The following is a 26,603-nucleotide window of genomic DNA, read 5'->3' as shown; positions in this document are numbered from 1 at the left end:
CGATGCCTTTTTTTGTGTGAAATGATAATATTTTTATAAGATCTGAGCTGCGTGATCCTTAGTTTTAACTTTGCTTATCACCTCTTCGATAACTCCTTTTTCATCAATCACAAAGGTAGTTCGATGAATCCCATCATATTCTTTACCCATAAATTTCTTGGGTCCCCAAACTCCAAAGGCTTCAATCACTTTTTTATCCTCATCAGCAAGTAAAGGATAAGGCAACTCGTATTTATTTTTAAAGTTTTGCTGGCGTTTTGGACTATCAGCACTAACCCCTAAGATTTCATAACCTTTACTTTGAAAAGTCTGATAATTATCTTTTAAATTACAAGCCTCTGCTGTACAACCTGGCGTACTCGCTTTAGGATAAAAAAAGACAACCAATTTTTTGCCTTTATAATCTGCAAGGGTTATGGTGTTACCATCCTGATCTTTAGCTTCAAAATTTGGTGCATTATCACCCTTAGAAAGTGTAGTCATAGTGATTCTATTTTTGTTTATGTATTTTTGATAAAGTTAAAACAAATAAAAGCAATTACCTTGGCTTTATCAAAACTTTAAAAGTTGTTTTAAAAGCGCGTATGCACCACTTTTTATAACTTCGCAAAAATTAGATCGGATAATAATTATGACAAAACAAGAAAAAGTTGATTTTACGATTACAACCTTGCAGGAATTATACCCTACAATTCCTATTCCGCTAGATCACAAGGATCCCTATACCCTACTTATCGCTGTTTTGTTAAGTGCCCAGAGCACTGATGTACGGGTAAACCAAATTACTCCTCTATTATTTGAAAGAGCTGATAACCCCTATGCTATGATAAGATTAAGCGTAGAAGAGATCAGAGAAATTATAAAGCCTGTAGGGTTAAGCCCTATGAAGTCCAAAGGGATTTATGAGTTATCCCATATTTTAATAAATGAACATAACGGAGAAGTACCACAAAGCTTCGAAGCTCTTGAAGCCTTGCCTGCGGTTGGTCACAAAACGGCCAGTGTAGTGATGTCACAAGCCTTTGGTATCCCCGCATTCCCTGTAGACACCCATATACATCGTTTAATGTACCGTTGGGGGCTTAGTACAGGTAAAAATGTTATACAAACCGAGAATGATGCCAAGAGACTTTTTCCTGAAGCATTATGGAATGAATTGCATTTGCAAATCATCTGGTACGGACGTGAATATTCTCCTGCAAGAGGTTGGGATCTGGAGAAAGATATTATCACCAAAACTATTGGTAGAAAATCAGTAATCAATGACTATTACAAAAAGAAAAAGCCTGCTCGATAGCAGGCTTGTTTTTTAATTCAAAAGGGTTTCAAATTGTAACTCTTCATATTCCGTTACTTTTAAGGCTTTTGAATAATTGAGAATAAAATCGACTGTGGATTTTTTAGGCTCTAGTTTTGTTTCTTCTTTTTCAGAAGGCTTTAAGTAAAAATTTGCCATATTATGAATCTTAAATTAGGGTGTTTCAAGATTATAACGCAACAACTTTTACTTTATTGTTATACGAAAAATTAATTTGTTAATACAATATTATTTTTTTCGATTACTTTTCTAAGATTGATAAGCGCGTAACGCATTCTACCTAAAGCCGTATTGATACTTACTCCTGTTTTTTCTGAGATTTCTTTAAAACTCATATCTCTATACATACGCATTACCAATACTTCTTTTTGATCTTCTGGTAGTTCCTGTATCAGCATTCTTAGATCCTCCTCTACTTGTCCTTTGATCAATTTCTTTTCAGCATTTAAATCGCCGTCACTAATTACTGAGAAAATACTGAATTCTCCATTTTCTTCGAACTTTGGCATTCTATTACCCTTGCGAAAATGATCAATAACTAAATTATGAGCAATACGCATTACCCAAGGTAAAAACTTACCTTCCTCGTTATACTTACCAGACTTAAGTGTTTTGATAACTTTAATAAATGTATCCTGAAAAATATCTTCAGAAACATCTCTATCAAAAACTTTAGAATAAATAAAACTGTAAATACGTTGTTTGTGGCGTTCGATTAGCATTCCTAACGAACTTTCATCTCCTTTAATGTAATTTGACACCAGAATAGCATCTGACACGGTGTAGTTTTTCATACCTTCACTTCTTTTTTTTTACCAACAAGCTTGGGGCCCGGGCTATGTTAAACTTAAAAAGTAAAGGTGTTTTATAGGCTATTCTGTTTTATTTGGGTACTAAATATTGGGCTAATATAACAACTATTGCTGAAAATCAAACATTTTTTTGTTAATTTTTTTAACTAAACTTTGATTTATCAGTTAGTTAGATACTTGGAAGTATATGTTTATCTTTGCAGCCTTACCAAAATAAAATATGGAGATAAAGGACATAAACACATTAGATCCAAAGCAAAACATTATCATAAAAGGAGCTAAGCTTCACAATCTTAAGAACTTGGACGCCGCTATTCCTAGAAATGAGCTGGTAGTCATTACTGGGCTGTCTGGATCTGGTAAATCAAGTTTGGCCTTTGATACCCTTTATGCAGAAGGACAACGGAGGTATGTAGAAAGCCTATCTTCTTATGCCAGACAGTTTTTAGGTCGGCTTCATAAACCCAAAGTAGATTATATTAAAGGAATTGCACCTGCAATTGCCATCGAACAAAAGGTGAATTCTACCAATCCAAGATCTACAGTAGGAACCACCACAGAGATTTATGACTACCTTAAACTATTGTATGCAAGAATAGGAAAAACATATTCTCCTAAATCTGGGAAACAAGTAAAGAAAGATACAGTATCTGATGTAATTGATTATATCAAGGACGTAAAAGAAGGTAGTAAGCTTTTACTATTATCCCCGATCATTATAGAAAAAGACCGAACCATTGAAGAAAAATTACAAGTCTTACAACAACAAGGTTTTGCAAGAATTAAATTGAATGATAAGGTCGTACGGATTGAACCCGAAACTGTTATCAATAAAAAGGATACGGTTTTTCTTGTGGTCGATAGGATTGTCAAAAAAGATGAAGAAGATTTCTATAATAGGCTTGCAGACGCAATAGATTCTGCTTTTTTTGAAGGTAAAGGTAGCTGCTTGGTAGAATCTTTAGAAGATCAAAGCATTAGAGAGTTCAGTAATAAGTTTGAATTAGATGGGATACAGTTTTTAGAGCCTAATGTTCATTTATTTAGTTTTAACAATCCATATGGTGCTTGCCCTAAATGCGAAGGTTATGGAGATGTTATAGGTATAGATGAGGATCTTGTCATTCCTAACACCGGTTTAAGCATTTATGAAGGGGCTGTATTTCCCTGGCGAGGGGAAAGCATGAGTTGGTATAAGGATCAATTGGTCAATAGTGCGTATAAGTTTGATTTTCCGATACATAAACCTTATTACCAATTAACCGATGAACAAAAAGAACTGTTATGGAAGGGTAATCAATACTTTGAAGGAATTGATGATTTTTTTAAAGAATTAGAATCCAAGGCTTATAAAATTCAAAATCGAGTGATGTTATCTCGTTACAGAGGTAAAACCAAATGTACCAATTGCAAAGGTAAAAGACTTAGACCAGAAGCTAATTATGTAAAGATAGGTGGCAAAACCATAACAGACTTAGTTCTACTACCGCTTAATGAATTAGCCGATTTTTTTGAAGCGCTACAACTTGACGAAACAGATACTCAAATTTCGAAAAGATTACTTAAGGAAATTAAAACGAGATTACTTTTTTTACAAAACGTAGGACTGGATTATTTAACTTTAAATAGAAAATCCAATTCACTATCCGGTGGAGAGTCACAACGAATCAATTTGGCAACATCCTTAGGGAGTAGCCTAGTGGGTAGTATGTATATTTTAGATGAACCTAGTATTGGATTACACCCAAAAGATACGGAACGCTTGATCAAAGTATTGCAATCACTTCGTGACCTTGGTAACACCGTAATTGTTGTGGAACACGATGAAGATATTATGAAAGCTGCAGATAGCATAATCGATATCGGGCCTGAAGCAGGATCTTATGGTGGAGAGGTTGTGGCAACTGGTAATTTTGGTGACATACTAAAGTCAGATTCCTTAACAGCAGGTTATTTAAATGGAACCCTTCAAATCGAAATTCCTACAAAAAGAAGAACTTCAAAATATTATCTTGAAATCATAGGAGCTCGAGAAAATAATTTACAAAATATTGATGTTAAGATTCCTCTTGGCGTGTTTACTGCAGTTACTGGAGTATCAGGTAGCGGTAAAAGTACACTCATCAAAAAAATTGTTTATCCAGCCTTACTAAAGGAATTAGGAGGGTATGGCGAAAAAGCTGGCCAGTTTACAGCAATTAAAGGTAATTTTAAAAACATAAAACACGTTGAGTTTGTTGACCAAAATCCAATAGGTCGTTCTTCTAGATCTAATCCTGTGACTTATATCAAAGCTTACGATGATATTAGAGGCTTATTTGCTAGTCAAAAACTTTCTAAAATCAGAAACTATAAATCCAAGCATTTTTCATTTAACGTTGATGGCGGTAGATGCGAAACCTGTAAAGGTGAAGGAGAAGTGACCATAGAAATGCAGTTTATGGCTGATGTGCATTTACAATGTGAAACCTGCGGCGGTAAGCGATTTAAAAAAGAAGTATTAGAAGTAACCTTTCAAGATAAAAATATCGATGACATCCTTAATATGACCATCGATGATGCTATTGCCTTTTTTGAAAAACACGAAGAAGCTAAAATAAAACGTAAACTTCAACCCTTACAAGATGTAGGATTAGGATATGTTCAATTAGGGCAAAGCTCCTCTACCCTATCTGGTGGTGAGGCGCAGCGAATTAAATTGGCTTCATTTTTAGTGAAAGGTCATACCAAGGACAAAGCCCTTTTTATTTTTGATGAACCCACTACGGGTTTACATTTTCACGATATTAAAAAGTTATTAAAGTCTTTTAACGCCTTAATAGAAAAAGGACATTCAGTTTTGGTTATTGAACACAATATGGATTTGGTGAAATGTGCCGATCATATTATTGATCTTGGTCCAGAAGGTGGAAAAAGAGGAGGTCAAATCATTGCTTCTGGTACTCCTGAAGAACTCATAAAAGTAAAAACATCCTTTACAGCAAAATATCTTAAAGAAAAATTAACCCCATAAAACACTACATAGCAGCTATTTAAAGTTTTTATTTTCAAAAATTCAATTTTTGGCACGCACTTTGGTTTTTACTAAACAAATAGCGGAAGCCGAAATGCTAATGAGTAGGCAAAACCCAAAAATTGAAAATTATGAAAAAACTAGTACTTTTTATTACAGCAGCGTTGCTAGCAGGGATCACTGCACAGGCAGCCACCGATCTAGGAAGCCATAATCATAAGGATGGGGTTGAAAAACGCTATCGTCATAAACAATCAATTATGTTTATTGAAGGTGGAGTTAAATTCTTTGTCTTTTCGAATGGCGATGTAGATTTTACAATTTTGAATCCAAGAAGAAGAAGTAGTTACTCACCTAATACTTGGGGATGGAACACCGGAAGGTACAATACTCCCGGAGAAAAATTCGGAAGACACACTTGGTACCATAATATGGTTAGATATGATTATAATGGCCGTTTAATACGAGTAAAGAGAAATTACTTAAGCTACAATAGATATGATCAAGTAAGACGTATAGGCACCATTAATTTAAGATATAACCGAAAAGGACTAGTATCACAGATTGGTGGTCAAAGAATTTTTTACCATAGAAATGGTCGTATAAGTCACGTAGAAGGAAGTATTCACTTTAATGGTTGTGGCCACTGTGGTATGAACGGATGTACTACCACTCACGGAGCACACAACTCTTCATCCGATTGGAATCAAAATGATGGAAATTATTATGATCGAGATAGATTTCAATATCGCGAACGCAATAGAGAATTAGAAAATTAATTTTTATTAGTTGTTGGTTAGTTAGTTGTTTAAACTCTCGTCAGCTTTTGTTGACGAGAGTTTTTTATGTCTTACATACGACTCCAGATAGGAATCTTCAAGAAATCTGCTAAAACGATAGCATCTTGTTCTATATGTGTTGGCGAACCGTGATCCATAACATTAATACGTTCACCATTATTCAAGACAAGGTTCAACTCATAACTGTAATAAGAACTTCCTCCCTGACTGTTTCCCTGTACAAATTCAGTTAACAATTGAATTGCGTATATGTTGGAGAAGGATATTTGTTGACCTCCTTTTTTGAACTGTTGCATGTTTTTATCAAAAACTGAATTTTGACCCCATCGCAGCACAAAAAATAACCCGATGATAAAAAATATACCTCCAGACTTAAAAAAAAGCTGAATGTTCTTTAACCAACCCTGCATAAATAACAAGTCCGTTTGATATGCAAATAAGAATTCAAAAAATATATAATTGAAACCAATTAATAAAAAAGTCCAACCGATAATATTCATCGTTCCTGTTTTCTTTACTTTGATACGATTACTATCTATTTTTTTCAACTTGTGCGAAACAAAATTACTACCCCCTGGATGTAAAGGATTCCAAGAAGTTTGCTGTGCTACAGTATCAAATGAAGGATCATCAAATTGAGCGCTATCTTCTACTTGATATTGAATCTGCTTGGTTTGCTTCAGCTTACGTCTATCAATCGCAAAAACAACAAACATCAACCCTAGAAAAAAAACTAATCCTATCGTTTGATAAATTGTTTTGTCTTTGCTCAATGCCGCTTTATTACGCTGAGAAATAATTTTATTAAGTGTTTCTATTCTAATTTGATCTGCTTTGGATGGAGACTCTAAGGTCATCAAAGCATCTAATTCTAGTTCATGCCGCAATGTTACTGTTTCAATCTGTTGATGACGCTCCCACATCTCATAGAGTTGAGGAACACCAAACACAAAAAACATTATCAATGGAATTAACCAAGCTAGCCAGCCTAAATTAGAATTAACCTTATAATTCATGTGAAAAAAGAAATAAACCTGTTAAATGAGGCGGCAAATATATAAAATGGCAATAAACTGAAAACTATATTCAGTTAGATTTCTGCACATAAAGCTGTAGCCATTTGATAATCAGAATCCTTTACGATACTTAAAAATATGTTTTTTGTTTTAACATTATACCGAAAAGCTTATAGTTAACTATAAAAACCTGGAAGACAGATGCTTACATAGATATATATAATCCTAAGAATAAGCTAATTAACATTTTTATAACACCTAATATTTGTAATTTTTAAGTAAAGGTGTATAATGTAGTTAAGAAAGATTAATGAACCTGAAAACAAACATGAGTGGATTTTACGAAAATCAAAACCTATTTATTCAAGAAAAGAAGAAAAAATTCAACCTTAAAAGAAACACAGCTTCACAGTAACGACATTATAGACTATAAAGATTGTCATCTTTTTATATAATATAAAACGTTAAATACTTAAGTAATTAATTTAATTTAAATTTAAAACAAATTCTAATGAAAGTATTAGTAATTGGCGCAGGTAACATGGGTCTTACCTACGCTGAAGGTATGTCTAAATCCAAGTTATTGAAGAAAAAAAATATCATGGTTTTAGATACTTGCACAGAAAAGTTGCAAAGCCTTAAAAACGTTGATCATTTCGACACCTACAAAGAACTTAATGATTGTGTACCCGAGGCAGATATTATTTTTATCGCCGTAAAGCCCTATCACTCTGAGGAGTTATTAACAAAAATAAGCAAATTAGTAAATCCAGGACAGATCATAATCTCAATTATGGCAGGAGTTACTATTAAAGCAATGCAGGAATTATCTGGTCTTGATAAAGTAGTCCGCGCGATGCCTAATTTACCAGCAAAAATTGGTAAAGGTTTAACTTCGTATGTGGCTTCACCAGAAGTTTCAAGAATTGAGTTATTGACTATTGAGAGTTTACTAAATACCACTGGTAAGTCTATCCACGTTACTGACGAAAAATACATTGACGCCTCTACAGGAATTTCTGGTAGTGGACCAGCTTATGTATTTTACTTTATGGAAAGTATGATGGAAGCGGCCTTGCAGATGGGATTCTCAAAAAACGATTCAAAAGTATTGGTTAGCCAAACATTTACAGGGGCTATCGAACTTTTTAATCAATCAGATCTCTCCCCTAAGGGATGGATGGATAGAGTAGCTAGTAAGGGTGGTACTACCCAAGCTGCACTTGATTCCATGGATGATAATAATGTAAAAGAATTAATCAAAGAAGCTGCATTTTCTGCTTTTAGCCGTGCAGTAGAATTAGGGAAAGAAAACCTACAACATGCATAAACAAAAAATAGTAGTTAAGGTTGGTACGAATGTTATGACCAATAAGGATAATAGAATAGTACGACCGGTATTACAAAATTTAGTTAGACAAATTGCTGAATTATACGAGCAAGATATTATTACGATCTTAGTTTCCTCTGGTTCAGTAATCGCAGGTAAAGAAGTTTTAGGCGAGTCAAAAATAGAAAACAATACGCAGCGACGACAGGTATATTCAGCTATTGGACAGCCAAGAATGATGCGTTTATACTATAATATATTCCAAGAATATGGAATGAAATGTGCACAGGTACTCCCTACCAAAAGAGATTTTAGCCCTGGTGTACATCGCAATAACATGATTAATTGTTATGAAGGATTGATGGCAGAGGGAGTAATCCCAATTGCAAATGAGGATGATGCGGTTTCTGTAAAGATGTCCATGTTTTCTGATAATGATGAGTTGGCTAGTTTAGTAGCTCAATTGGTTAATGCCGATAAGCTTATAATATTAACAGATATTGACGGTGTATTCAATGGTCATCCGGATAAAGATAGTACGGAAGTAATTGATACCATTGCACCTGAAGAAAATTTAGATAAGTATATTAAAGAAAGTAACAAAAAAGCAGGCGAAGGCCGTGGAGGTATGGGATCTAAAGTAGGATTTGCACAACAAGCAGCCGCTAAGAATATTCCAACTTTTATTGCTAATGGAAAGAAAGAAAATATCATTTTAGATATTATGGATGGTAAACCCGTAGGTACTAAAGTAACCTGCTAAAAAAACAGTTATGAAATTAATAGATACAGATATTAAAAATAATGTTCTAGAAAGTATGATCAACATCATTGATGCGCATCGTGCAGAAATTCTAGAAGCCAATAAAAAAGATCTTGAACTTTTTAAAAGTGATGATCAAGCTTTATATGATCGCTTGGTTATCAATGATAAAAAGATTGATGGAATGATTGGAGCGATTAGCGAAGTGAAAGCTCAAGCAGATCCTGTAAGCCGTGAAATCAGCACTAAAAATTTAGATAATGGATTAAAAATTATTAATAAGACAGCTCCTTTTGGAACGATTTTAATAATTTATGAATCGAGACCTGATGTAACGATCGAAGCTGCGGTATTAGCTTTTAAAGCCAATAATAAAATTTTATTAAAAGGAGGTAAAGAAGCTTTTCACAGTAATAAAGTTTTAGTCGATTTATGGCACAAAGCGTTAGAGGAAAATAAGCTAAGTAGTGATTATATTGAACTACTAACCTTAAATAGACAAGAAACTCAGGATTTTCTAGTCAATCAATCAGATCAATTAGACTTAATTGTGCCACGTGGCGGTGAGCGCCTCATAGCTTTTGTAAAGCAAAATGCACAATGTCCTGTTTTAGTTAGTGGAAGAGGTAATAACTTCCTATATGTAGATGAAAAAGCTTCCTGGCAAAAGAGTCTAGAAGTGATCTTAAATGCTAAAACGCATAAAATTTCAGCTTGTAACGCACTTGATAAAATTTTGATCAATGCTAATATTGATGACTATCAAAATAAAGTGAAAGAATTAGCTGAACTGCTAACACAAAATGGCGTAGAAATTTTGGTTGATGATCAGGTTAAATCCATCTTAAAAGATCAACCGACTATTGAAGATGATGATATTTGGAATCAAGAGTTCCTAGCCATGAAATGTGTCATTGGAGAGGTTAACTCCCTAGCTGATGCTATTCAAAAAATAAACGATCACTCTGGTGGACATTCTGCGACGATAATGACAGAGAATAATGAAAGTAGCGATTTGTTTATGGAGCAAGTAGATTGCGCGGCAGTTTATAAAAATGCCTCTACCCGATTTACTGATGGTGGTCAAATGGGTGTAGGTGCAGAGCTGGCTATAAGTACAGACAAACTACACCACCGAGGTCCATTAGGATTAAATCAATTAGTAACCAATAAGTACTACGTATATGGTGACGGACAAATTAGAGTGTAAGTGTATAAAATAATCTTACGTAATGAAAATAGTATGGTAATTTTATTAATGAACAACTATACTTGATGTTTAAAAAATATCCTAAGTAATTAAGCTTAGGATATTTTTTTATCAATGTGTAGCGTAAATAATAGTATGATAGCCAAAAAAAGTATTTTGAGGATTCAATTAACATGCTACAAAAGCGATAACTAAGTTCACTAGTATTCAACAAAGTGATAAAATATACCCATCTCACCTACTCTATAATAACTTGGCTATTTAATAATAACCTTAATTAGATAATTGCTCCTTTTGGGTAAACAGTGCGATACTAATTAATAGTATTAGTGGAATCACCGCTATTGGATAATTCTGATATCCAACCAGCCAACTTCCGCACCATATCAATACACATATCGCATAAGTCCATTGCACTGGTTTAAAAAACTTTTTATAAAGTAATGGAATAAACACTATGGGGTTTGCCCAAAGTATATTCAAGTTGTTTTGTGAGCCTAATTGATCTACCCATAGCCATAAAAGTAAATAAATGCTCAATATTGAAGCCCCCATAAGGATAACTTTATCAATCTTCCCAATCTCTATTGAATTTTTATAGACATAAGCCTTAATCAGTAGATAACTAAGTAAGATGATGCAAAATGCAACTAATGGAGAAACCGATGATTTACTTTTGGCCAAAGGCTCAAATTCTGTGACTTCAATATCGCTTACCATTTCGGTGGAATTTACCAGGTAATTCGCATAATTTTTAGGGATAAAAAAAGATTCCTGTACTGTTAACTCTTTGTCAGCATTTGGTCCACACAACAAGTCTATAAAAAAATTTAACCAGGGATACGGATGTGTGTAGGAATTTATAATTTGCCGATAAGTTGTACCTGTTTTTTTTTCTAAAATACCCGAGGAACTTCCAAGGTTATGTGCTTCAAAAATTTCTTGTAAAATTAAAACACAATTGCTTTTCAAAAAGTCTTGAGTCATTCTTCCATTATCATGATTTAAAATAACACGCAAATCTTTTTCTATCTTTTCAATTGTTTCGTCTCCCACCCTTAAGGTGTAATGATATACATTTTGTTTTTTTTTAGCTCTTCCTGTAATATATTGGCGATAAGGAATAAGTTTTAAAAAAGATTCTACATCTCCTTTTAAAACAAACTTTTTATAGCCTTCAAAATTTAATGGTATGTAACCGAAACTGTAAACATAATCATAGCTGCTTTTTTCCTTATAAATCCGCAACGCGGCATGCCCAAAAACCGAAAATAAATTATCACTGGGGTCATTGACCAAAAGATCCATCTTTAACTCCGTTGCGCTAAGAGACAAACTGAGCAAACTAAAAGTAATAACAGCTAGAAATCGTTTCACAAATTGTAATATAAAAATATTAAACAAAACTATAAAGCCCTGATATTATCAAGGCTTTATATATGTATATTATAAAAGTAGCACCATTTTTTAATTAAGGAACAACTTGAAAGTATCTAACAACCAGTTGTACTCCTCCCTGTAAAGTACGTATGTTAAACTCTGTATCAGACATTATTTCTACATCCCATATTTGATTCTCGGTTCCTCCATTATCAATACTTATGGTATCTGCGTCAACAGTGGCCCAAGAAATGGTAAATGTCAAGGAACTACCCATGTTACAATGATTTGGATCATCTGGATCTAAAGAATTGTTATTCCAAACTTCTAGATCCCCATTTGCTTTATAGATTTCATAATCCAATCCATAACAATAATATGGCTGTGCTGTTATATCTTCATCCGAGTTAACACCACTATCCGTAGTGGATCCATTATAAACAATGGTTCTGGTCCCTTCTACCTTTTTATCAACAAAATTATCGAAAGTTAGACCAGGTCCTCCTCCTGTTAGTGTAACAGAAGCTTCTACTGCAGCAGGATCTGCACCATTAACATCAAAAGTATCATCATAAGTAGCGGTCACTACAGTGCCATCAGTTGCATTTAAAGTACCATCATTATCTGTGCCTGCATTGGTACCCTCTATTGTGTCAAAAGCACCTTCAAAAACACCTGAACTAGATGTAGTTTCAGTCAACACTATCGTTTCTGACTCTCCTAAACTAGAACTAACTACGATCGAAACCGTTTCTTGAGTTCCAGTATTGGTATTCAAATCATTATCGGTAACTCGTACTGTTAAATTGTTTCCTACTTCAGCTGGATTAGTAATGGTTATCGTACCTGTAACACCTCCTGCCAAGGTAATTGTATCATCAAATGCGGTTGTACCACCCTGTGCATTACACTCATCAGTATACACCGCAGTAATTGTGGTACCTGCCTGGGCATTAAAGCTTCCATCATTATTAGTACCAGCAGCAGTAGCATATACTGTACTTACCGAACCTTCAAACACTCCAGTTGCGGCACCAGTTTCTGTTAAGGTTACCGTTTCTGTTTCATTAAATCCTGAGGTTAAGGTTAACTGCAAAGACTGCTGAGTGTTATCATCAGTATTTACATCACTATCTGTAACTTGTAGCGTAATATTGTCACCTACCTTAGGATTAGGAGTACTGATTATCAAGGATCCCGTAGTTCCTCCTGTCAAGGTAACTGTTTGCGTTAAGGTTACTGCCTCCCCACTACTATTAGCAGCATCCTCATAAGTTATCGTTATTACGGTACCCGCTTCTACATTAAAAGCACCATCATTGTTGGTACCCGCTGCTGTACCATAGGCTGTATTTACCATTCCCTCAAAGCTACCCGTAGCAGCTCCACTCTCTGTTAGGCTTAATTCCTCAGTCTCACCCTTATCAGAGGTTAAGGTTATGGTATAAGTATCAGTAGCATCAGGATCAGTATTTAAATCACTGTCTGTTAACGTAAAAGATATATCTTGCCCTACTTTACGTTCGGCATCTGCAGTAACAGTTCCTGTAGCCGTAGTAGACTGGTTATCCCTAAAAACATTCCACTCATTTCTTTCTGATTCAGCATCTATAAATCCCACCCAATCTAATGGATTTTCAACAATAATCTCAGCTTCTGTTAAATTCAATCTTCTAAACAATACAGAAATATCACCAGACAAATCACCGGATTCATTAACAATACTTAGAGGTAATGATTCAAAATTTTTTGTATTAATGCCCGTTTCGTACAAAACAATTGTATTCTTTATTTCTTGATCATCCCCAAAGTATTGTTTAAAAGTTACTTCAAGTTCGTCTATTTTTGTTTCATCCAATACCCCACTCCAATCCGTTTCTTGCGTATTATTAAGTGCAAAAATTACATTATCTGCTAAAGTAATATACCTTTCCTCTCCAATTTTAACCTCGTGAGAAAAAGTCCAGGTCCCTTTTATTACATAACTTGTGGGATCATCATCTTTCGAACTAGCCATAAGATGAAGTGAAACTACTACTCCCGCACTAGCAATAACAAACGTCATTAAAACGTGTAAAAATTTTTTCATAAAATTTACTTTAATTATTAATATGATTTTTCCTACTTAAAAAACAATCAAATATCGTTATTTAATTCTTATATCCATAATTTAATACGTTTAATCCTAAAAATAATTGATTATAAAAGTAAATTGTTGAGTTTATATTCAGGTTTTTTCTTCTCGTAAAATTAAAATTTAATCAAACCTTTAAATACAATTTATTGATTTTCAGTGTTTTATTTTTTTGGCACGCTCCTTGTTTATATATAGACGAAATCATTACAAAAATGATTTGATCATTAAAATCTCAAGATTATGAAAAAGTTTATAGTATTTATCGCAGGTTTATTTTTATTTACCATTAGCATAGCTGCTAAAGAAGCAGAAGCTAGTACAGCTATGCGAAATTACAATGGTAATAACTTTATTTTTAACGAGGGTGGTATAGAATTTTCCGTTTATGCTGATGGACAATTTGATTTTTTTATGCCAAGGTTAAGAAACGGTGTAAGCATCGGTGTAAATACTCCTGGTGTAAACATAAGCTTCAATTCTGGATTTAATTATGATCCCTATGTACAATATGATGATTATGGGGCTGTAGTTCAAATTGAAAACACTCCTATATTTTATGATCATTTTGGTAGAATCATACAAGCTGGTGATGTATTTATACGCTACAACAATTGGGGCAGAGTTTCAAGGATCGGTGGTTTGTATGTAAACTACAACAGATTTGGCCATTATGTAGGTTACAGAGGTTTTATAAATCCTTACAATAGGGTTTATGTATATAGACCATTTCACGCCTTTTTTGCAGTGCCTATTGCTACACGTTGTATCGTATATAATAGACCTTATAGAAGGTTTTATAATCCTTACAGATGTTCATATACTGTATATAGAAACAATTACTACAATGGCTACTATAATGCTCCGTATAGAAATAGAAACTTTTATAGACCAAATCAAAGAGTGACGAGTTACCACAGGGGGTCTAGAGTTAATAGAGCAAGAGCTGTAGCTTATAGAGATGCTAATTATAGATCTAGAATGTATAGAAACAATGATAGAAATGTTACTCGTGTGTATCAAAATAGATCAAGAAATAATGATCGTAGTGCACGATATAGCAATACTAGTAACCGATCTAGAAATGCTGTAACCACTACTACAAATAGAACAAGATCAAGAAATAATGATCGTAGTACAAGATATGGCGATACTAGTAACAGGTCTAGAAACACAGCAGCTACTAGAAATGATAGAACTGAATCAAGAAATTATAATTCTAGAGGAACAACTACAAGGAGAGAGCGTACTAATGATTCTCAACGGGTAGATAGAAATACTCCTAGAACGAGAGCATCAGCCTCTAACAGAAGTAGAAACGTTACTAATAATAACCGTTACAATAATTCAAGAGGAAGGTCTGAGCAAAATAATGCAAGTCGCCAAAGAAACACCAATACCAATAAAGGGTATAAAGGTAATGTAACAAAAGATAACGATAAACGTCAATATAAAAGCAGAAGCTCTAGAAGTAGTAATACCAGAAGTACTACCAATAGACAAACAAGACAAAGTACTTCAAAACCGTCGAAATCAAGATCTAATAACGATAGATCTACAAGAACCCGAGGTAGAGGAAGAGGATAAAAATTTTTTGGTTGGTTAGTTGGAAAATCCCCGGAGATGTATGCGTAAGCACCTTTGGGGATTTTCTCTTTTAATTATATGCAAAACTGTGATTTACTTAGCTCGTTTAACAAATCGCTTCAACGTATTTATTATTTCCTCGGATAAATTAAATACAACAACGAAACTAAGGTAACTTAACACGATAACTAAACTCTTAAGGGCAATACTTATAATAGGATGAAAATTAAAGTTCCAAAAATAAAACACTGCAGTTAACAACAAAATGCACAACAAACTCGGTATCGTATTTTTGGAAAAAGGCTGCATTTTAAATTTTACCCAAACCAGCCATAGTTTCAAAACATTATAAGAACAAACTGCTGCAAAAGTAGCTATAGCAGCTCCCACTAATCCAAACTGAGGTATACATAATAAGTTTAAACCAAAGCTTACCAAAACCATTATAATTCCAATAATCAGCACCAATCGATAATAGTCAGAATTAAAAAGTATCGAATTATTATTACCAATCAAATTATCTAAAAGTTTTGCCAACGCTATTAAAACAACAACTTCAATGTATAGCTCATATTGCGGGGGAATCAGTAAGAACAGCGTATGTACATTACAAACAATCAAAACAAATAGCAGTCCGCTAGTGATTAGTAGATTTAATGAACTTTTTTTATAAAGTACGGACAAAGCGCTAAAATCTTTACTATTAAGATGATGTGCAGTTAAAGGATAGGTGATTTGATGCATCGCCCGCGAGGGAATGATAATAACACTAGCAATATAAGCACAGATACCATATTTGGCTACATTTTCAATAGGTAAATACCGTTCCAACATAGTTTTATCCAGGTCGATCAATAAGGTGGCCACAGAACCTGCAATTAAGATTAGAAAAGAATATTTAAGAACTTTACTATAATTAGATGGTAGGGAAAAGGTAAGTTTTACCTTTTGTAAGCGGATGGCATATCCTAGCATAATCAGCATCCTAATGATATAAGCTACTACTAATGAGTACACAAACTGTGTAACCGTTATAACCGAAAAATAAACCAAAAAAAGCCCTAAAAACAGCCATAATCTTAGGAACAATTCTTTAAGCATATTACCAAAAACACTTTTCAACTTTACTTTAGACCAGGCAAAAAATACTTCGAAATAGGCAAGTGAAATAGCAAGTACATAAATGGTCCAGATATACGGGACTACAATATCATTTTGTCCGCTAAAATAAGTTATTACTAAATCGTATAACCAATTTCCTGCTATCCCTAAAATTAATCCGGTAACCAAAGGTAACAATAGAATAAGTGTCAAAAATTTATTCCGCTCTGTTGGACTCGTATACGATGAAAAAAACTTAACTAAAGTATTATGTACTCCAAAAGCTACCAAAGGCCAAATAAGATTAGAAGCCGAAAATAAATAGGTTACCAACCCATAATATTCTTTACTTAAAAAATGGGTAAAAAGAAAAAGCGTATTAATAGCCCCAATAGCAAATCCTATACAGGTAATCACAACATTTCGGATAGACTGTTTAATTACGATCCCCATGAGTTATTGATTTACTTTGTTTATTATGCTGGCCAATGTATTTGTAAGGGTCTTTCTACTGTATTTTTCGATCTGTCTACTGGTATTACTCACTAACTTACCGGAGTCATACGCATTAAAATAGGTTAATAGTTGCTGTTTTAGTATTTGAAAGTCTTTATACGTATAAAAATATCCTATGCCGGTTTCATCTATGATTTTTTTAATATCTGCATCTTCTGGACCTATGGCTATGACAGGTCTTCCGGAAGCCATATATTCAAATATTTTACCAGGAATAATGCCTTTGGTATAATCAGCATCGATTTCAATTAATAATAATAATTGACTGCTTTTTTGTTGAATGATAGCTTCATTATGGGATACATATCCTGTATTGGTAACAAATGCTTCTAATCCAAAGGATTTTATACTAGCCAATACATCATCACTCACCGCTCCAATCAAATGTAATCGAAACGCTTTTCTAAATAATTCATTTTCTTGGGTTAATTCTTGTAACGCTTTCCAGAGTATATGAGGATTACGTTCAGACAATAAAGAACCAATATGAGCTATGGTAAATTTGTCGTGAAAAGATATATTCACTTCAACCTCGTTATCGTAGCCATTGGTGATTGTTGTAACAGGTGTATCGGTAAGCTGCTCAAATTCTTTTTTAGTCGTAAAACTGGTGACAACAACATGATCTGAATTCGATAATACTAATCGCTCCAACTGCTTATGCTTTTTTTGTGCTGCTGTTGTTAGTTTAAGTTTGTTGTGATAACCTATACTCGTCCAGGGATCTCTAAAGTCTGATATCCATTGTACTCCCAATTGTTTTTTTAACCCTAAACCAATTAGATGAACACTATGTGGCGGACCCGTTGTAATCACTGTAGAAATAGCATTCTCCTCTATATACGATTTTAACCATTTTACAGAGGGCTTAACCCAAAACTTACGGGCATCCGGTATAAAAAAGTTACCCCGTATAAAAAGTAAAAGGCGTTGAATAACGGATTGCTTTTTAGGGTTCGCAATGATACCACGACTGATTGTTTTAGAACTTTTCTTAGATAAAAGCTCTGCAAATCGATAGGGTTCAAAAATTGGTCTTTTCAATACCGTAACTCCCTCGGGAACTTTATCCAAAAGCGTTTCATCTTCAATAGCATACGTAGGGTTCTCAGGTATATATACTATTGGCTCGATACCGCTCTCGGGTAAATACTTTACAAATTTTAACCACCGTTGCACACCGGGACCTCCAGCAGGTGGCCAATAATATGTAATAATCAAGACCTTCAATCTTTCATTATTTATGGCTAGCCAATAGAAGCTTACCTTGTTTGATGCGATAAAAAACTAATCCTATAAGTAGTACTACAAATAAAACAGAACTAATCAAGGTAATTAAACTACCCTGCTGCACTACAGCGGGTTCAAATGTAAAGGTTACCGTATGGGATCCTTTAGGTATCTGAAGTCCCCTAAGTGTATAATTTACCTGTAGATGATCCACCGGTTTTCCATCTATATAAGCTTGCCATCCAGGATAGTATATTTCAGAAAAAACGGCAAAGCCTTCATTACTATTATTGGTTTGATACACTAATTCATTAGGTTGATGCGAGGTTAATTTTATCGAAGCCATACCATCTAAATTGAAATTAGTCTTGGTATATAACTGCTGTTGATCCGTATTCACTACAGCACTTGATTGTAACGCTAAATCTTCTAAGGCTAAAATTTCATCATTAGCAGTTGTTACTTCTTTTAGCGATTGAACGAACCAAGCATTTCCATATGCCTGATCATTTATACGAGCCATTGGTCCTTGTTCTTCATCAGCCAATATAAAATACTTTACATTAAACATATTTAAGATGTCTACATCTCCTTTAGCAATATAAAACTCGTACAAATCTCTTACTCTCCCTGGTTTAGCAGCGTGATACCCTCCTAACGCATTATGAAAATAAGATGCCCTTGCACTATTAAAAGGATTAGCGCTTAGATCATATACCCTGAAGTGACCTGTATCCTTCAGTATATCTTTATCCGCCTTATTTGCTACGAAAGGTCGATCGAATGCTCTCTTAGAAATAAAATTATCTGAATTAACATAGTCCCAGTTTACAAATGTTAAATCAACAATAAACAAAACTCCTATTATGGTAATAACCCAAACGCGCTGCAGTTTATTGGTCATAAAAGCCCAACAAGAAGCTGCTAACAACAAAATAAGGACCAAGGAGCGGATGGTATCACTAGTAAATACAGATTTTCGGTCTTCTTTCAAAGCCCTTACAAAATCTGGTCCATATCCGTCTATAAGATACCGATCCATTGGACCGGAAAAATCCAAAAACACATTCTTAAATAATAGAAATATTAATGCCAAACCACCTACAATAGCTGTTGCGTATTTTAAGCCTTTAATCTTTTGTTCTTTAGAAATATCTGGATCAAAAAACCTACACAAACCTACAATTGCCAAAACAGGCATACATAACTCGGCAATAACCTGTATGGATGATACCGCTCTAAACTTATTGTACAAGGGCACATATTCTACAAAAAAACGAGTAACAAAATCAAGATTTTTACCCCAAGATAAAACAAGTGAGAGCACTACTCCACCAACGAGCCACCATTTTAATCGCCCACGAATTAAAAAAATCCCTAATACAAATAAAAAAATAACTGTAGCTCCGATATAAGCAGGCGCGCCTACATAAGGTTGGTCTCCCCAATAATATGTGGGGAGTTGTTGTACGGCCATTTTAGCCTGATCAGGCGTTGCTCCCATTTTATAGAGCTCCTGAATAATTTCTGCATCATCATCGACTTCTTCTGAAGCCGATCCCCCCATAAAACGAGGAATGAATACATTAAAGGTCTCTAGAATTCCATAGCTATACTCCGTTATATAACCATAATCCAATCCTTGTTCTTCTTTTATACTTCCTGTTGGGGTAATGGTAATTCCCGTATCACCACGCGTACTGTACTGCGTATACTCCCGGGTTGCCATCAAGCTTGTCGCGTTGAGTAATAAAGAAAGTAATACTGCGCCAACCATGATTCCTATAGCCTTAAAATAAGCAGGTAACACCTTTTTTCTGTAGGCATCAACTAGATAGGCTATACCCAGAACAATGACCAATAGCAATAGATAATAGGTCATTTGAAAGTGATTGGCTGCTATTTCCAAAGCCATACTGAGGGTTAATAGTATAAATCCTAGACTGTATTTCTTTCTGAAAATTAAGAGAATACCTGATAACACCAGCGGCATATATCCAATCGCATGGGCCTTGGCGTTATGCCCTACTCCAAGAATAATGATGAAATAGGTAGAAAATCCAAAGGCTAAACTGCCTATAAACGCTAGTTTATAATCTACTTTTAATACTAATAAAAGAATATAGAAACCTATAAAATATAAAAAAAGATAGTCTGCCGGTCTAGGCAAAAATCGAATTATTCGATCTAGATTTTTAATATAATGGTGTGGGTACTGCGCTCCTAATTGATAGGTGGGCATACCACCAAATGCGCTGTCTGTCCAAAAAGGTTCTTCTCCTGTTTGTGCTCTAAAATCAATTTGCTGTTTTGCCATACCGGTATATTGCACAATATCATTTTGCAACATTTTTTTACCACTAAGTACAGGATTAAAATAAGCAAGGGAAGCAATAATAAATCCAATTACCACCAAGATATGTGGTAAAAACCTTTTTAAAAGAGCCATAAAGTATTGATAATTTATGTTTGAGCTGCCAAATTAATCAATTTCCTCATAATCGATATACTCACCTACATCTTTATTAGAAGATTTGCGTTTTGGTTTTTTTTCTAAAGTAATCTCACCTTCCTCTTGATTTTTGGGTTGCTGGTATTGCTCAAAATGCTGTCTAAATTTTTCACCCGCCTTCTTTGACATATATCTAAGCAATACAGGGGCAAAGATTCGCGTTAGTATCTTTAAACCGTAGTATACCAATAAAATGATAAGGATAACCTTTAAAACCCCGGTGAATGAAGCTTCTTGCATTACTAATTTTTTTCAAAAATAAAGAACTCGATATACAATTAGGGAATGACTATCCTAAAAAAATGATAAAATCTTCTATATTTGAAGCAAATCTGTTGACTATGACCCCGAAATCTTTGATGCTTACTTTAGGATTGATATTGTGCTCCCTTAGTGCATCTTCACAATATACAGAGAAAATCAACTCTAATCGACCAGGAACCTCACAAGGAGCATTCTCTGTTGGTAATAATGTATTGCAGCTCGAAGGCGGTTTAGGTTTGGCCAGAAGAAAACATGATATCCTTAAAACAAAGACGGGAGAATTTGATTTTGACTATCAAATTAGATATGGATTATTATTCGAGCAATTAGAAATAAGCCTAAGTGGTAGATTTAGAAGCGATAGAATCAAGCAAACTGTTGGAGCCAATGAAGAAGTTTATAATCAAACAAATTTTGAGTATAATACCTTAGGGGCGAAATACCTTATATATGACCCTTATAAACGCCCTAAAAAAGATTCTATCGATTTAAATAGCTGGCGAGCACAACACAGTTTTAAATGGAAAAGCTTGATCCCAGCAGTTTCTGTATACGCCGGTGCAAATTTGATTTCGGCAGACAATCCATTTACTGCACCTGGAGATGAAGGATTTAGTCCTAAAGTTGTTATTGCCACACAAAATAATTGGTACAATCGAACCAATGGTAGTTGGGTATTAGTCAGTAATTTAATTTTCGATAAGATTACTACTGATGATATGGTAATTGGTTGGGTTATCACCTCTACACATACGCTCAATAGAAAATGGGCCATATTCGGTGAATATCAAGGGCAAAAAAGCGACTTTTATAGTGATGATATATTACGTCTTGGAGGTGCTTATCTAATGGACAAAGACCTACAATTTGATGCTAATCTAGCCTTTAACTTCAAAGACACTCCATCCATATGGAAAGTAAGTTTTGGAGCCACCTATCGTTTTGATTGGCATAGTAAAGACGAAATTATTTATCCTAAAGGTTTCAAAAAAGGCGTACAAAAAGAGGAAGAAGAAAAAGATAAGAAAAAGAAAAAAGATAAGGATAGTGAAGATCTTGAAATCAACGAAAAAGAGAATGACAGTCTGAAAATGGATAAAACACCATTTATCAATGAATTTGAAGATGATGATTACTTTAGAGAGGAAATGGATCAAGAGCTAGATTCTATACGAACAGAACTGCGCTTAGAAAGAGAAAGAATTGAGGCAGAAAAAATTGCTGAAAAAGAGAATAAGAAAAAAGCAAAAGAAGAAAGAAGACGTCTAAAACGTGAAGCCAAGGAAGCTCGCCAAGCTGAAAAAGCTAAGGAAAAAGCAGAAAAAGAAAAACAAAAAATGCTTGAAGATATCGATGCCGAACTCAATAAAATGGAAGAAAATGATGGAACTGATAAAGAGCTAGACCAACTTGAAAAAGAAATTAAAGCATTAGAACAAAAGGTGGATGTACCTTCCGCCAAACCAGACGATCCGAAGAAAGAACAAAAACAAGAAGAAGATGTAGATGCTCAATATGAAAAATTAAAAGAAGAGCAAGAACGGAAGGCAAAAGAAGCTGAGAAAGCTAAAAAAGAAGAAGAAAAACGCCGTAAGAAAGAAGAAAAACGGCGCAAAAAAGAAGAAGAAAAGCGAAAGAAAAAAGAAGATAAAGATTCAGGTAAAGACAATGACGGCACTGATAACAATGACTAAATGTTTTACTTTTCTGTCTTCCTAAGGTTTTTCTTTAGGTAATCTATGGAATACCAATAATTGTTTATTCTTATTATTTCAGAAAAGGATTATATTTGCTATGAACTAGAGATGATATATGATAACGATTAAAGAAGTTTCTTCAAAAGGAGATTTAACAACATTTGTTAAGTTTCCTTTTGAATTATATAAAGATTCACCTTACTACGTACCGTCGATTATAAAGGAAGAAATCGATGTTTTAAACCCAAAGAAAAATCCGGTCTTTAAAAATGCCGTAGCTAAATATTATTTAGCCTATAAGGAAGATAAAGTAGTAGGTAGAATAGCAGCAATAATCAACTGGATCGAAGTTAATGAGCAAGAGAAGCCCAAAGTGAGATTTGGGTGGTTTGATTTTATTGATGATTTAGAGGTCAGCAAAGCTCTATTAGACCAGGTAAAAGCATTTGGCGAAGCAAACCAGTTACAATATATGGAAGGCCCTGTCGGTTTTTCTAATATGGATAAAGCAGGTATTCTTATTAAAGGATTCGAAGAATTAAATACTATGATTACCTGGTATAACTATCCTTATTATGTAGAGCATATGGAAGCTTTAGGATTTGAACCGGCGGCAACCTGGGTAGAATACAAAATCAAAGTACCTAGTGAAATAAAGGAAAAGGTAATTAAGTTTTCGAATATCATCAAAGAAAAATATGAGCTAAAATTACTCAAATTCAAAAAGAGCAAAGAGCTATTGAAGTACGCAGATGATATGTTTGAGCTTTTAAACAAAACCTATAGTCACCTGCAAACCTTTGTACCTATACAGCCACATCAAATTGAGATGTACAAGAAGAAATACTTACCTTATCTCAATCCAGAATATATTGTGTGTATTGCTGATAAAAACGGTAAACTCATCGCTTTTTCGATTGTTATGCCTTCTTTTTCCAAAGCGCTTAAGAAAATGAATGGTAAAATTTATCCGTTGCGATTCTTGCACATTCTTAAAGCTCAAAAAAGAAATGATACGGCTGCGTTTTACCTTATTGGTATCGATCCTACTTATCAAAATAAAGGGGTAACTGCGTTGATTTTTAAAGAAATGAATCAAACGTTTATCCGCAATGGAATTGAAACTGTGGAAACTAATCCAGAGTTGGAAGAAAATAAAGCCATCCAGGCCTTATGGAATGGGTACGAAAATGAACAACATAAAAAAAGAAGAACGTTTAGAAAACAGCTGTAATTGTGAGCTATAGTATTTTTTAAATTTCATTCAAAATACTTTAAATGCTTTCTAAATTTATAAGAAACTAAAAAAAGCGACTTTTATTAACAAGTCGCTTTTTTATATACTTTTTTTTGATTGAGCTATTCTTATTCACCCATAGCCGCAGCTACTGCCGCCGAAACTCTTTTGTACGTTCCGTTTTCTAAACTCTCTCTGATCGCAGAAAACGCATTTAAAGTTTCCTCAATATCCTCCATCGTATGCGAAGCAGTTGGAATTAATCGAAGTAAGATCATTCCTTTAGGAATCACCGGGTACACCACAATTGAACAGAAAATTCCGTGATTTTCTCTTAGGTCTTTAACCAATGCCATTGCTTCTGGGATACTTCCTTTTAGATACACAGGTGTAACACAACTCTGAGTTGTACCTAAATCAAACCCTCGATCACGTAATCCATTTTGCAATGCGTTTACGTTATCCCATAGTTTTTTTCTTAACTCAGGCATCGTACGTAACATATCCAAACGCTTTAGCGCACCTACCACAAGTTGCATCTGCAATGATTTTGCAAACATTTGAGATCTCAAATTATATTTTAAATAATCGATGATTTCACTATCGGCAGCAATAAATGCACCTGTACTTGCCATAGACTTAGCAAAAGTTGCAAAATAAACGTCAATTTGATCCTGTACGCCTTGTTCCTCACCAGTTCCAGCTCCTGTAGCTCCTAAAGTTCCAAATCCGTGAGCATCATCCACAAATAATCTAAAATTGTATTTTTCCTTAAGCGCTACAATCTCTTTTAATTTTCCTTGCTCACCACGCATTCCAAAAACACCTTCAGAAATCAGTAAAATACCTCCACCGGTTTTCTGAGCCATTTTGGTTGCTCTCATCAAGTTCTTTTCAATACTTTCTATATCATTATGGCGATAGGTATACCGCTGCCCTTGATGTAATCGAACTCCGTCAATTATACAAGCATGCGCATCTACATCATACACAATAATATCATCTTTATTTACCAAGGCGTCTACAGTAGACACCATACCTTGATAACCAAAGTTTAAAAGATAAGCAGCTTCTTTATTAACGAAAGCAGCCAATTCATTCTGCAATTGCTCGTGGAGATCAGTATGACCACTCATCATTCTGGCACCCATAGGATATGCAGAGCCATAAGCAGCTGCAGCTTCCGCATCTACTTTACGAACTTCTTCCATATTAGCGAGACCCAAATAATCATTGATACTCCAGGTAACTACTTCTCTACCCTGAAACTTCATTCTATTTGATATCGGCCCTTCTAATTTTGGAAACACAAAATATCCTTCTGCCTGATCTGCCCATTTTCCTAGTGGACCTTTGTCTTTGTAAATCTTATCAAATAAATCTCTCATCTACCTAAAAATTTGATTTCTTTAAGTTTGCGAAAATAAGTAAAATTGCCGTCATCACATAATATAATTACACAATGTCATTATAAATAACAGGAATTTAAACCTTGTTCAAAAAATTTATATTTTTCGCAAAAAAAGCATCTGACGATTCAGATGCCTTGCACTTTTATTATTTAAATATTTTATTTTACAAATTGCACTTGTAAAACATCCTTCTCGTTTTTACTGTCAAAAAACCCTTGATCATTCATCCAATCATCGCTATACACTTTGCTCATATAACGCGATCCGTGATCCGGAAGCATGATAATCACATTACTGTCTTCTGTGAACTCTCCCTGCTCTGCCATTTGTTTTACGCCTTGTATAGCTGCGCCACTAGTGTACCCTAAGAATAGGCCTTCGGATTTTACTAATGCTCTAGCGGTATGGGCACTATCCTCATCACTTACCTTTTCAAAATGATCAATAATATCAAAGTCTGTGGCTGAAGGAATAAGGTTTTTACCTAGCCCTTCAATTCGATAAGGGTAAATTTCGTTAGGATCAAACTCTTTAGTTTCGTGATATTTTTTTAATACCGAACCATAAGCATCAATTCCCAACACACGAACAGCACTATTTTGTTCTTTTAAATATTTACCTGTACCAGAGATTGTTCCTCCTGTACCTGAGCAGGCTACAAAATGCGTCAGTTTACCATTAGTTTGCTTCCAAACCTCAGGACCTGTTGATGCATAATGCGCATCAATATTTAGCTCATTGAAGTATTGATTGATATATACAGAATCCTTTATCTCCTCATGAAGCCTTTTGGCTACCTGATAATAAGATCTCGGATCATCTGCTTTAACATGGGCCGGACACACATATACCTGTGCCCCCATATTTTTAAGCATATCTATCTTATCGTTAGAGGATTTAGAGCTCACTGCAAGGATACATTTATACCCTTTAATCACACTTACCATAGCTAGACTAAAACCAGTATTACCACTGGTTGTTTCTATAATCGTGTCTCCAGGTTTTAAAATTCCTTTCTTTTCTGCTTGCTCTATGATATATAAAGCTATTCTATCCTTACTAGAATGTCCTGGATTAAAGGATTCTATTTTTGCGTAATAATTACCGGGATAGTCTTTAAGAATGGAGTTTAATCTTATAAGTGGGGTATTACCTATAAGTTCTAATACGTTATTATAAGCCCTTATGTCTTGGTTCATATAGTATTATTTAATCGGCTATCGACTAAATTTGGGGGCCGAAATGCCATTAAAAAACGCTACGAAGGTACG

At 34.5% G+C, this 26,603-nt stretch carries 21 protein-coding genes; 9 read left to right on the top strand and 12 right to left on the bottom strand.

Going from position 1 to position 26,603, the window contains the following annotated elements; translation table 11 throughout:
• Positions 1 to 33: 33 nt before the first annotated feature.
• Entirely contained in the window at positions 34 to 483 is a 450-nt protein-coding gene (gene bcp, locus EV197_RS10655) for a thioredoxin-dependent thiol peroxidase (RefSeq protein WP_130286743.1), read from the bottom strand.
• A gap of 148 nt (positions 484 to 631) precedes the next feature.
• Here bcp and EV197_RS10650 point away from each other — a divergent pair, with 148 nt between their 5' ends.
• The gene (locus EV197_RS10650; protein WP_130286742.1) at positions 632 to 1,297 is read left to right on the top strand and encodes an endonuclease III domain-containing protein; all 666 of its coding nucleotides are present in this window, start codon (positions 632 to 634) and stop codon (positions 1,295 to 1,297) included.
• 12 nt (positions 1,298 to 1,309) lie between these two features.
• Here EV197_RS10650 and EV197_RS17065 read toward each other — a convergent pair whose 3' ends face one another.
• Both EV197_RS17065 and EV197_RS10645 read right to left on the bottom strand, forming a co-directional pair.
• Positions 1,310 to 1,456 (bottom strand): hypothetical protein, encoded by a 147-nt coding sequence (locus tag EV197_RS17065; protein WP_165389044.1) that lies wholly within the window; start codon positions 1,454 to 1,456, stop codon positions 1,310 to 1,312.
• Positions 1,457 to 1,527: 71 nt separating this feature from the next.
• The gene (locus EV197_RS10645) at positions 1,528 to 2,112 is read right to left on the bottom strand and encodes an RNA polymerase sigma factor (RefSeq protein ID WP_130286741.1); all 585 of its coding nucleotides are present in this window, start codon (positions 2,110 to 2,112) and stop codon (positions 1,528 to 1,530) included.
• Positions 2,113 to 2,350: 238 nt separating this feature from the next.
• On the opposite strand from EV197_RS10645, the gene uvrA reads away from it, so the two are divergent.
• Positions 2,351 to 5,143, top strand: coding sequence for an excinuclease ABC subunit UvrA (gene uvrA / locus EV197_RS10640; RefSeq protein ID WP_130286740.1), 2,793 nt, complete (start codon positions 2,351 to 2,353; stop codon positions 5,141 to 5,143).
• 131 nt (positions 5,144 to 5,274) lie between these two features.
• On the top strand, positions 5,275 to 5,922 hold the full coding sequence (locus EV197_RS10635) for a hypothetical protein (RefSeq protein WP_130286739.1): 648 nt from the start codon (positions 5,275 to 5,277) through the stop codon (positions 5,920 to 5,922).
• 71 nt (positions 5,923 to 5,993) lie between these two features.
• Here the strand turns inward: EV197_RS10635 and EV197_RS10630 are convergent, their stop codons facing one another.
• Entirely contained in the window at positions 5,994 to 6,959 is a 966-nt protein-coding gene (locus EV197_RS10630; protein ID WP_130286738.1) for a hypothetical protein, read from the bottom strand.
• A 511-nt stretch (positions 6,960 to 7,470) separates the two neighbouring features.
• Here EV197_RS10630 and proC point away from each other — a divergent pair.
• The 3 genes from proC to EV197_RS10615 are packed head-to-tail and all read left to right on the top strand — an operon-like array spanning position 7,471 to position 10,262.
• A complete protein-coding gene (gene proC / locus EV197_RS10625) occupies positions 7,471 to 8,289 on the top strand; it encodes a pyrroline-5-carboxylate reductase (protein ID WP_130286737.1) in 819 nt (272 codons plus the stop codon).
• Positions 8,282 to 9,052, top strand: coding sequence for a glutamate 5-kinase (proB, locus tag EV197_RS10620; protein ID WP_130286736.1), 771 nt, complete (start codon positions 8,282 to 8,284; stop codon positions 9,050 to 9,052). Before proC ends, proB begins: the two co-directional genes overlap by 8 nt.
• Positions 9,053 to 9,062: 10 nt before the next feature.
• The gene (locus EV197_RS10615; protein WP_130286735.1) at positions 9,063 to 10,262 is read left to right on the top strand and encodes a glutamate-5-semialdehyde dehydrogenase; all 1,200 of its coding nucleotides are present in this window, start codon (positions 9,063 to 9,065) and stop codon (positions 10,260 to 10,262) included.
• Between the two features lie 273 nt (positions 10,263 to 10,535).
• Here EV197_RS10615 and EV197_RS10610 read toward each other — a convergent pair whose 3' ends face one another.
• Both EV197_RS10610 and EV197_RS10605 read right to left on the bottom strand, forming a co-directional pair.
• Positions 10,536 to 11,639 (bottom strand): lipoprotein N-acyltransferase Lnb domain-containing protein, encoded by a 1,104-nt coding sequence (locus EV197_RS10610; RefSeq protein ID WP_130286734.1) that lies wholly within the window; start codon positions 11,637 to 11,639, stop codon positions 10,536 to 10,538.
• A gap of 94 nt (positions 11,640 to 11,733) precedes the next feature.
• Positions 11,734 to 13,731, bottom strand: coding sequence for a hypothetical protein (locus EV197_RS10605; protein WP_130286733.1), 1,998 nt, complete (start codon positions 13,729 to 13,731; stop codon positions 11,734 to 11,736).
• 288 nt (positions 13,732 to 14,019) lie between these two features.
• Here EV197_RS10605 and EV197_RS10600 point away from each other — a divergent pair, with 288 nt between their 5' ends.
• Positions 14,020 to 15,363, top strand: coding sequence for a hypothetical protein (locus tag EV197_RS10600; RefSeq protein ID WP_130286732.1), 1,344 nt, complete (start codon positions 14,020 to 14,022; stop codon positions 15,361 to 15,363).
• Between the two features lie 93 nt (positions 15,364 to 15,456).
• Here the strand turns inward: EV197_RS10600 and EV197_RS10595 are convergent, their stop codons facing one another.
• Genes EV197_RS10595 through EV197_RS10580 form a run of 4 tightly spaced genes read right to left on the bottom strand, consistent with a single transcriptional unit; the run spans position 15,457 to position 20,962 of the window.
• The gene (locus tag EV197_RS10595) at positions 15,457 to 16,917 is read right to left on the bottom strand and encodes an MATE family efflux transporter (protein WP_130286731.1); all 1,461 of its coding nucleotides are present in this window, start codon (positions 16,915 to 16,917) and stop codon (positions 15,457 to 15,459) included.
• A 3-nt stretch (positions 16,918 to 16,920) separates the two neighbouring features.
• Positions 16,921 to 18,201, bottom strand: coding sequence for a glycosyltransferase family 4 protein (locus EV197_RS10590; protein WP_341273020.1), 1,281 nt, complete (start codon positions 18,199 to 18,201; stop codon positions 16,921 to 16,923).
• Between the two features lie 16 nt (positions 18,202 to 18,217).
• The gene (locus EV197_RS10585) at positions 18,218 to 20,659 is read right to left on the bottom strand and encodes a YfhO family protein (RefSeq protein WP_130286729.1); all 2,442 of its coding nucleotides are present in this window, start codon (positions 20,657 to 20,659) and stop codon (positions 18,218 to 18,220) included.
• 33 nt (positions 20,660 to 20,692) lie between these two features.
• Positions 20,693 to 20,962 (bottom strand): DUF4834 family protein, encoded by a 270-nt coding sequence (locus EV197_RS10580; protein ID WP_130286728.1) that lies wholly within the window; start codon positions 20,960 to 20,962, stop codon positions 20,693 to 20,695.
• Here EV197_RS10580 and EV197_RS17145 point away from each other — a divergent pair.
• On the top strand, positions 20,947 to 22,680 hold the full coding sequence (locus tag EV197_RS17145; protein WP_242610718.1) for a transporter: 1,734 nt from the start codon (positions 20,947 to 20,949) through the stop codon (positions 22,678 to 22,680). The genes EV197_RS10580 and EV197_RS17145 overlap by 16 nt on opposite strands.
• Positions 22,681 to 22,798: 118 nt before the next feature.
• Positions 22,799 to 23,917: a GNAT family N-acetyltransferase gene (locus EV197_RS10570; RefSeq protein WP_130286727.1), complete on the top strand. Its 1,119-nt coding sequence runs from the start codon at positions 22,799 to 22,801 to the stop codon at positions 23,915 to 23,917.
• 131 nt (positions 23,918 to 24,048) lie between these two features.
• Here the strand turns inward: EV197_RS10570 and capB are convergent, their stop codons facing one another.
• Positions 24,049 to 25,308, bottom strand: coding sequence for a cysteate-C-fatty acyltransferase (gene capB / locus EV197_RS10565; protein WP_130286726.1), 1,260 nt, complete (start codon positions 25,306 to 25,308; stop codon positions 24,049 to 24,051).
• Positions 25,309 to 25,490: 182 nt separating this feature from the next.
• Positions 25,491 to 26,531 carry a cysteate synthase gene (gene capA / locus EV197_RS10560; RefSeq protein WP_130286725.1) on the bottom strand — a complete coding sequence of 347 codons (1,041 nt, stop codon included), beginning with the start codon at positions 26,529 to 26,531 and terminating at the stop codon, positions 25,491 to 25,493.
• Between the last annotated feature and the right edge of the window lie 72 nt (positions 26,532 to 26,603).

Origin of the sequence: Aquimarina brevivitae, from assembly GCF_004216895.1 — a bacterium.
GTDB lineage: Bacteria > Bacteroidota > Bacteroidia > Flavobacteriales > Flavobacteriaceae > Aquimarina > Aquimarina brevivitae.
The sequence above is the reverse complement of the archived record's forward strand: the minus strand, read 5'-3'. Positions and strand labels throughout refer to the sequence as shown.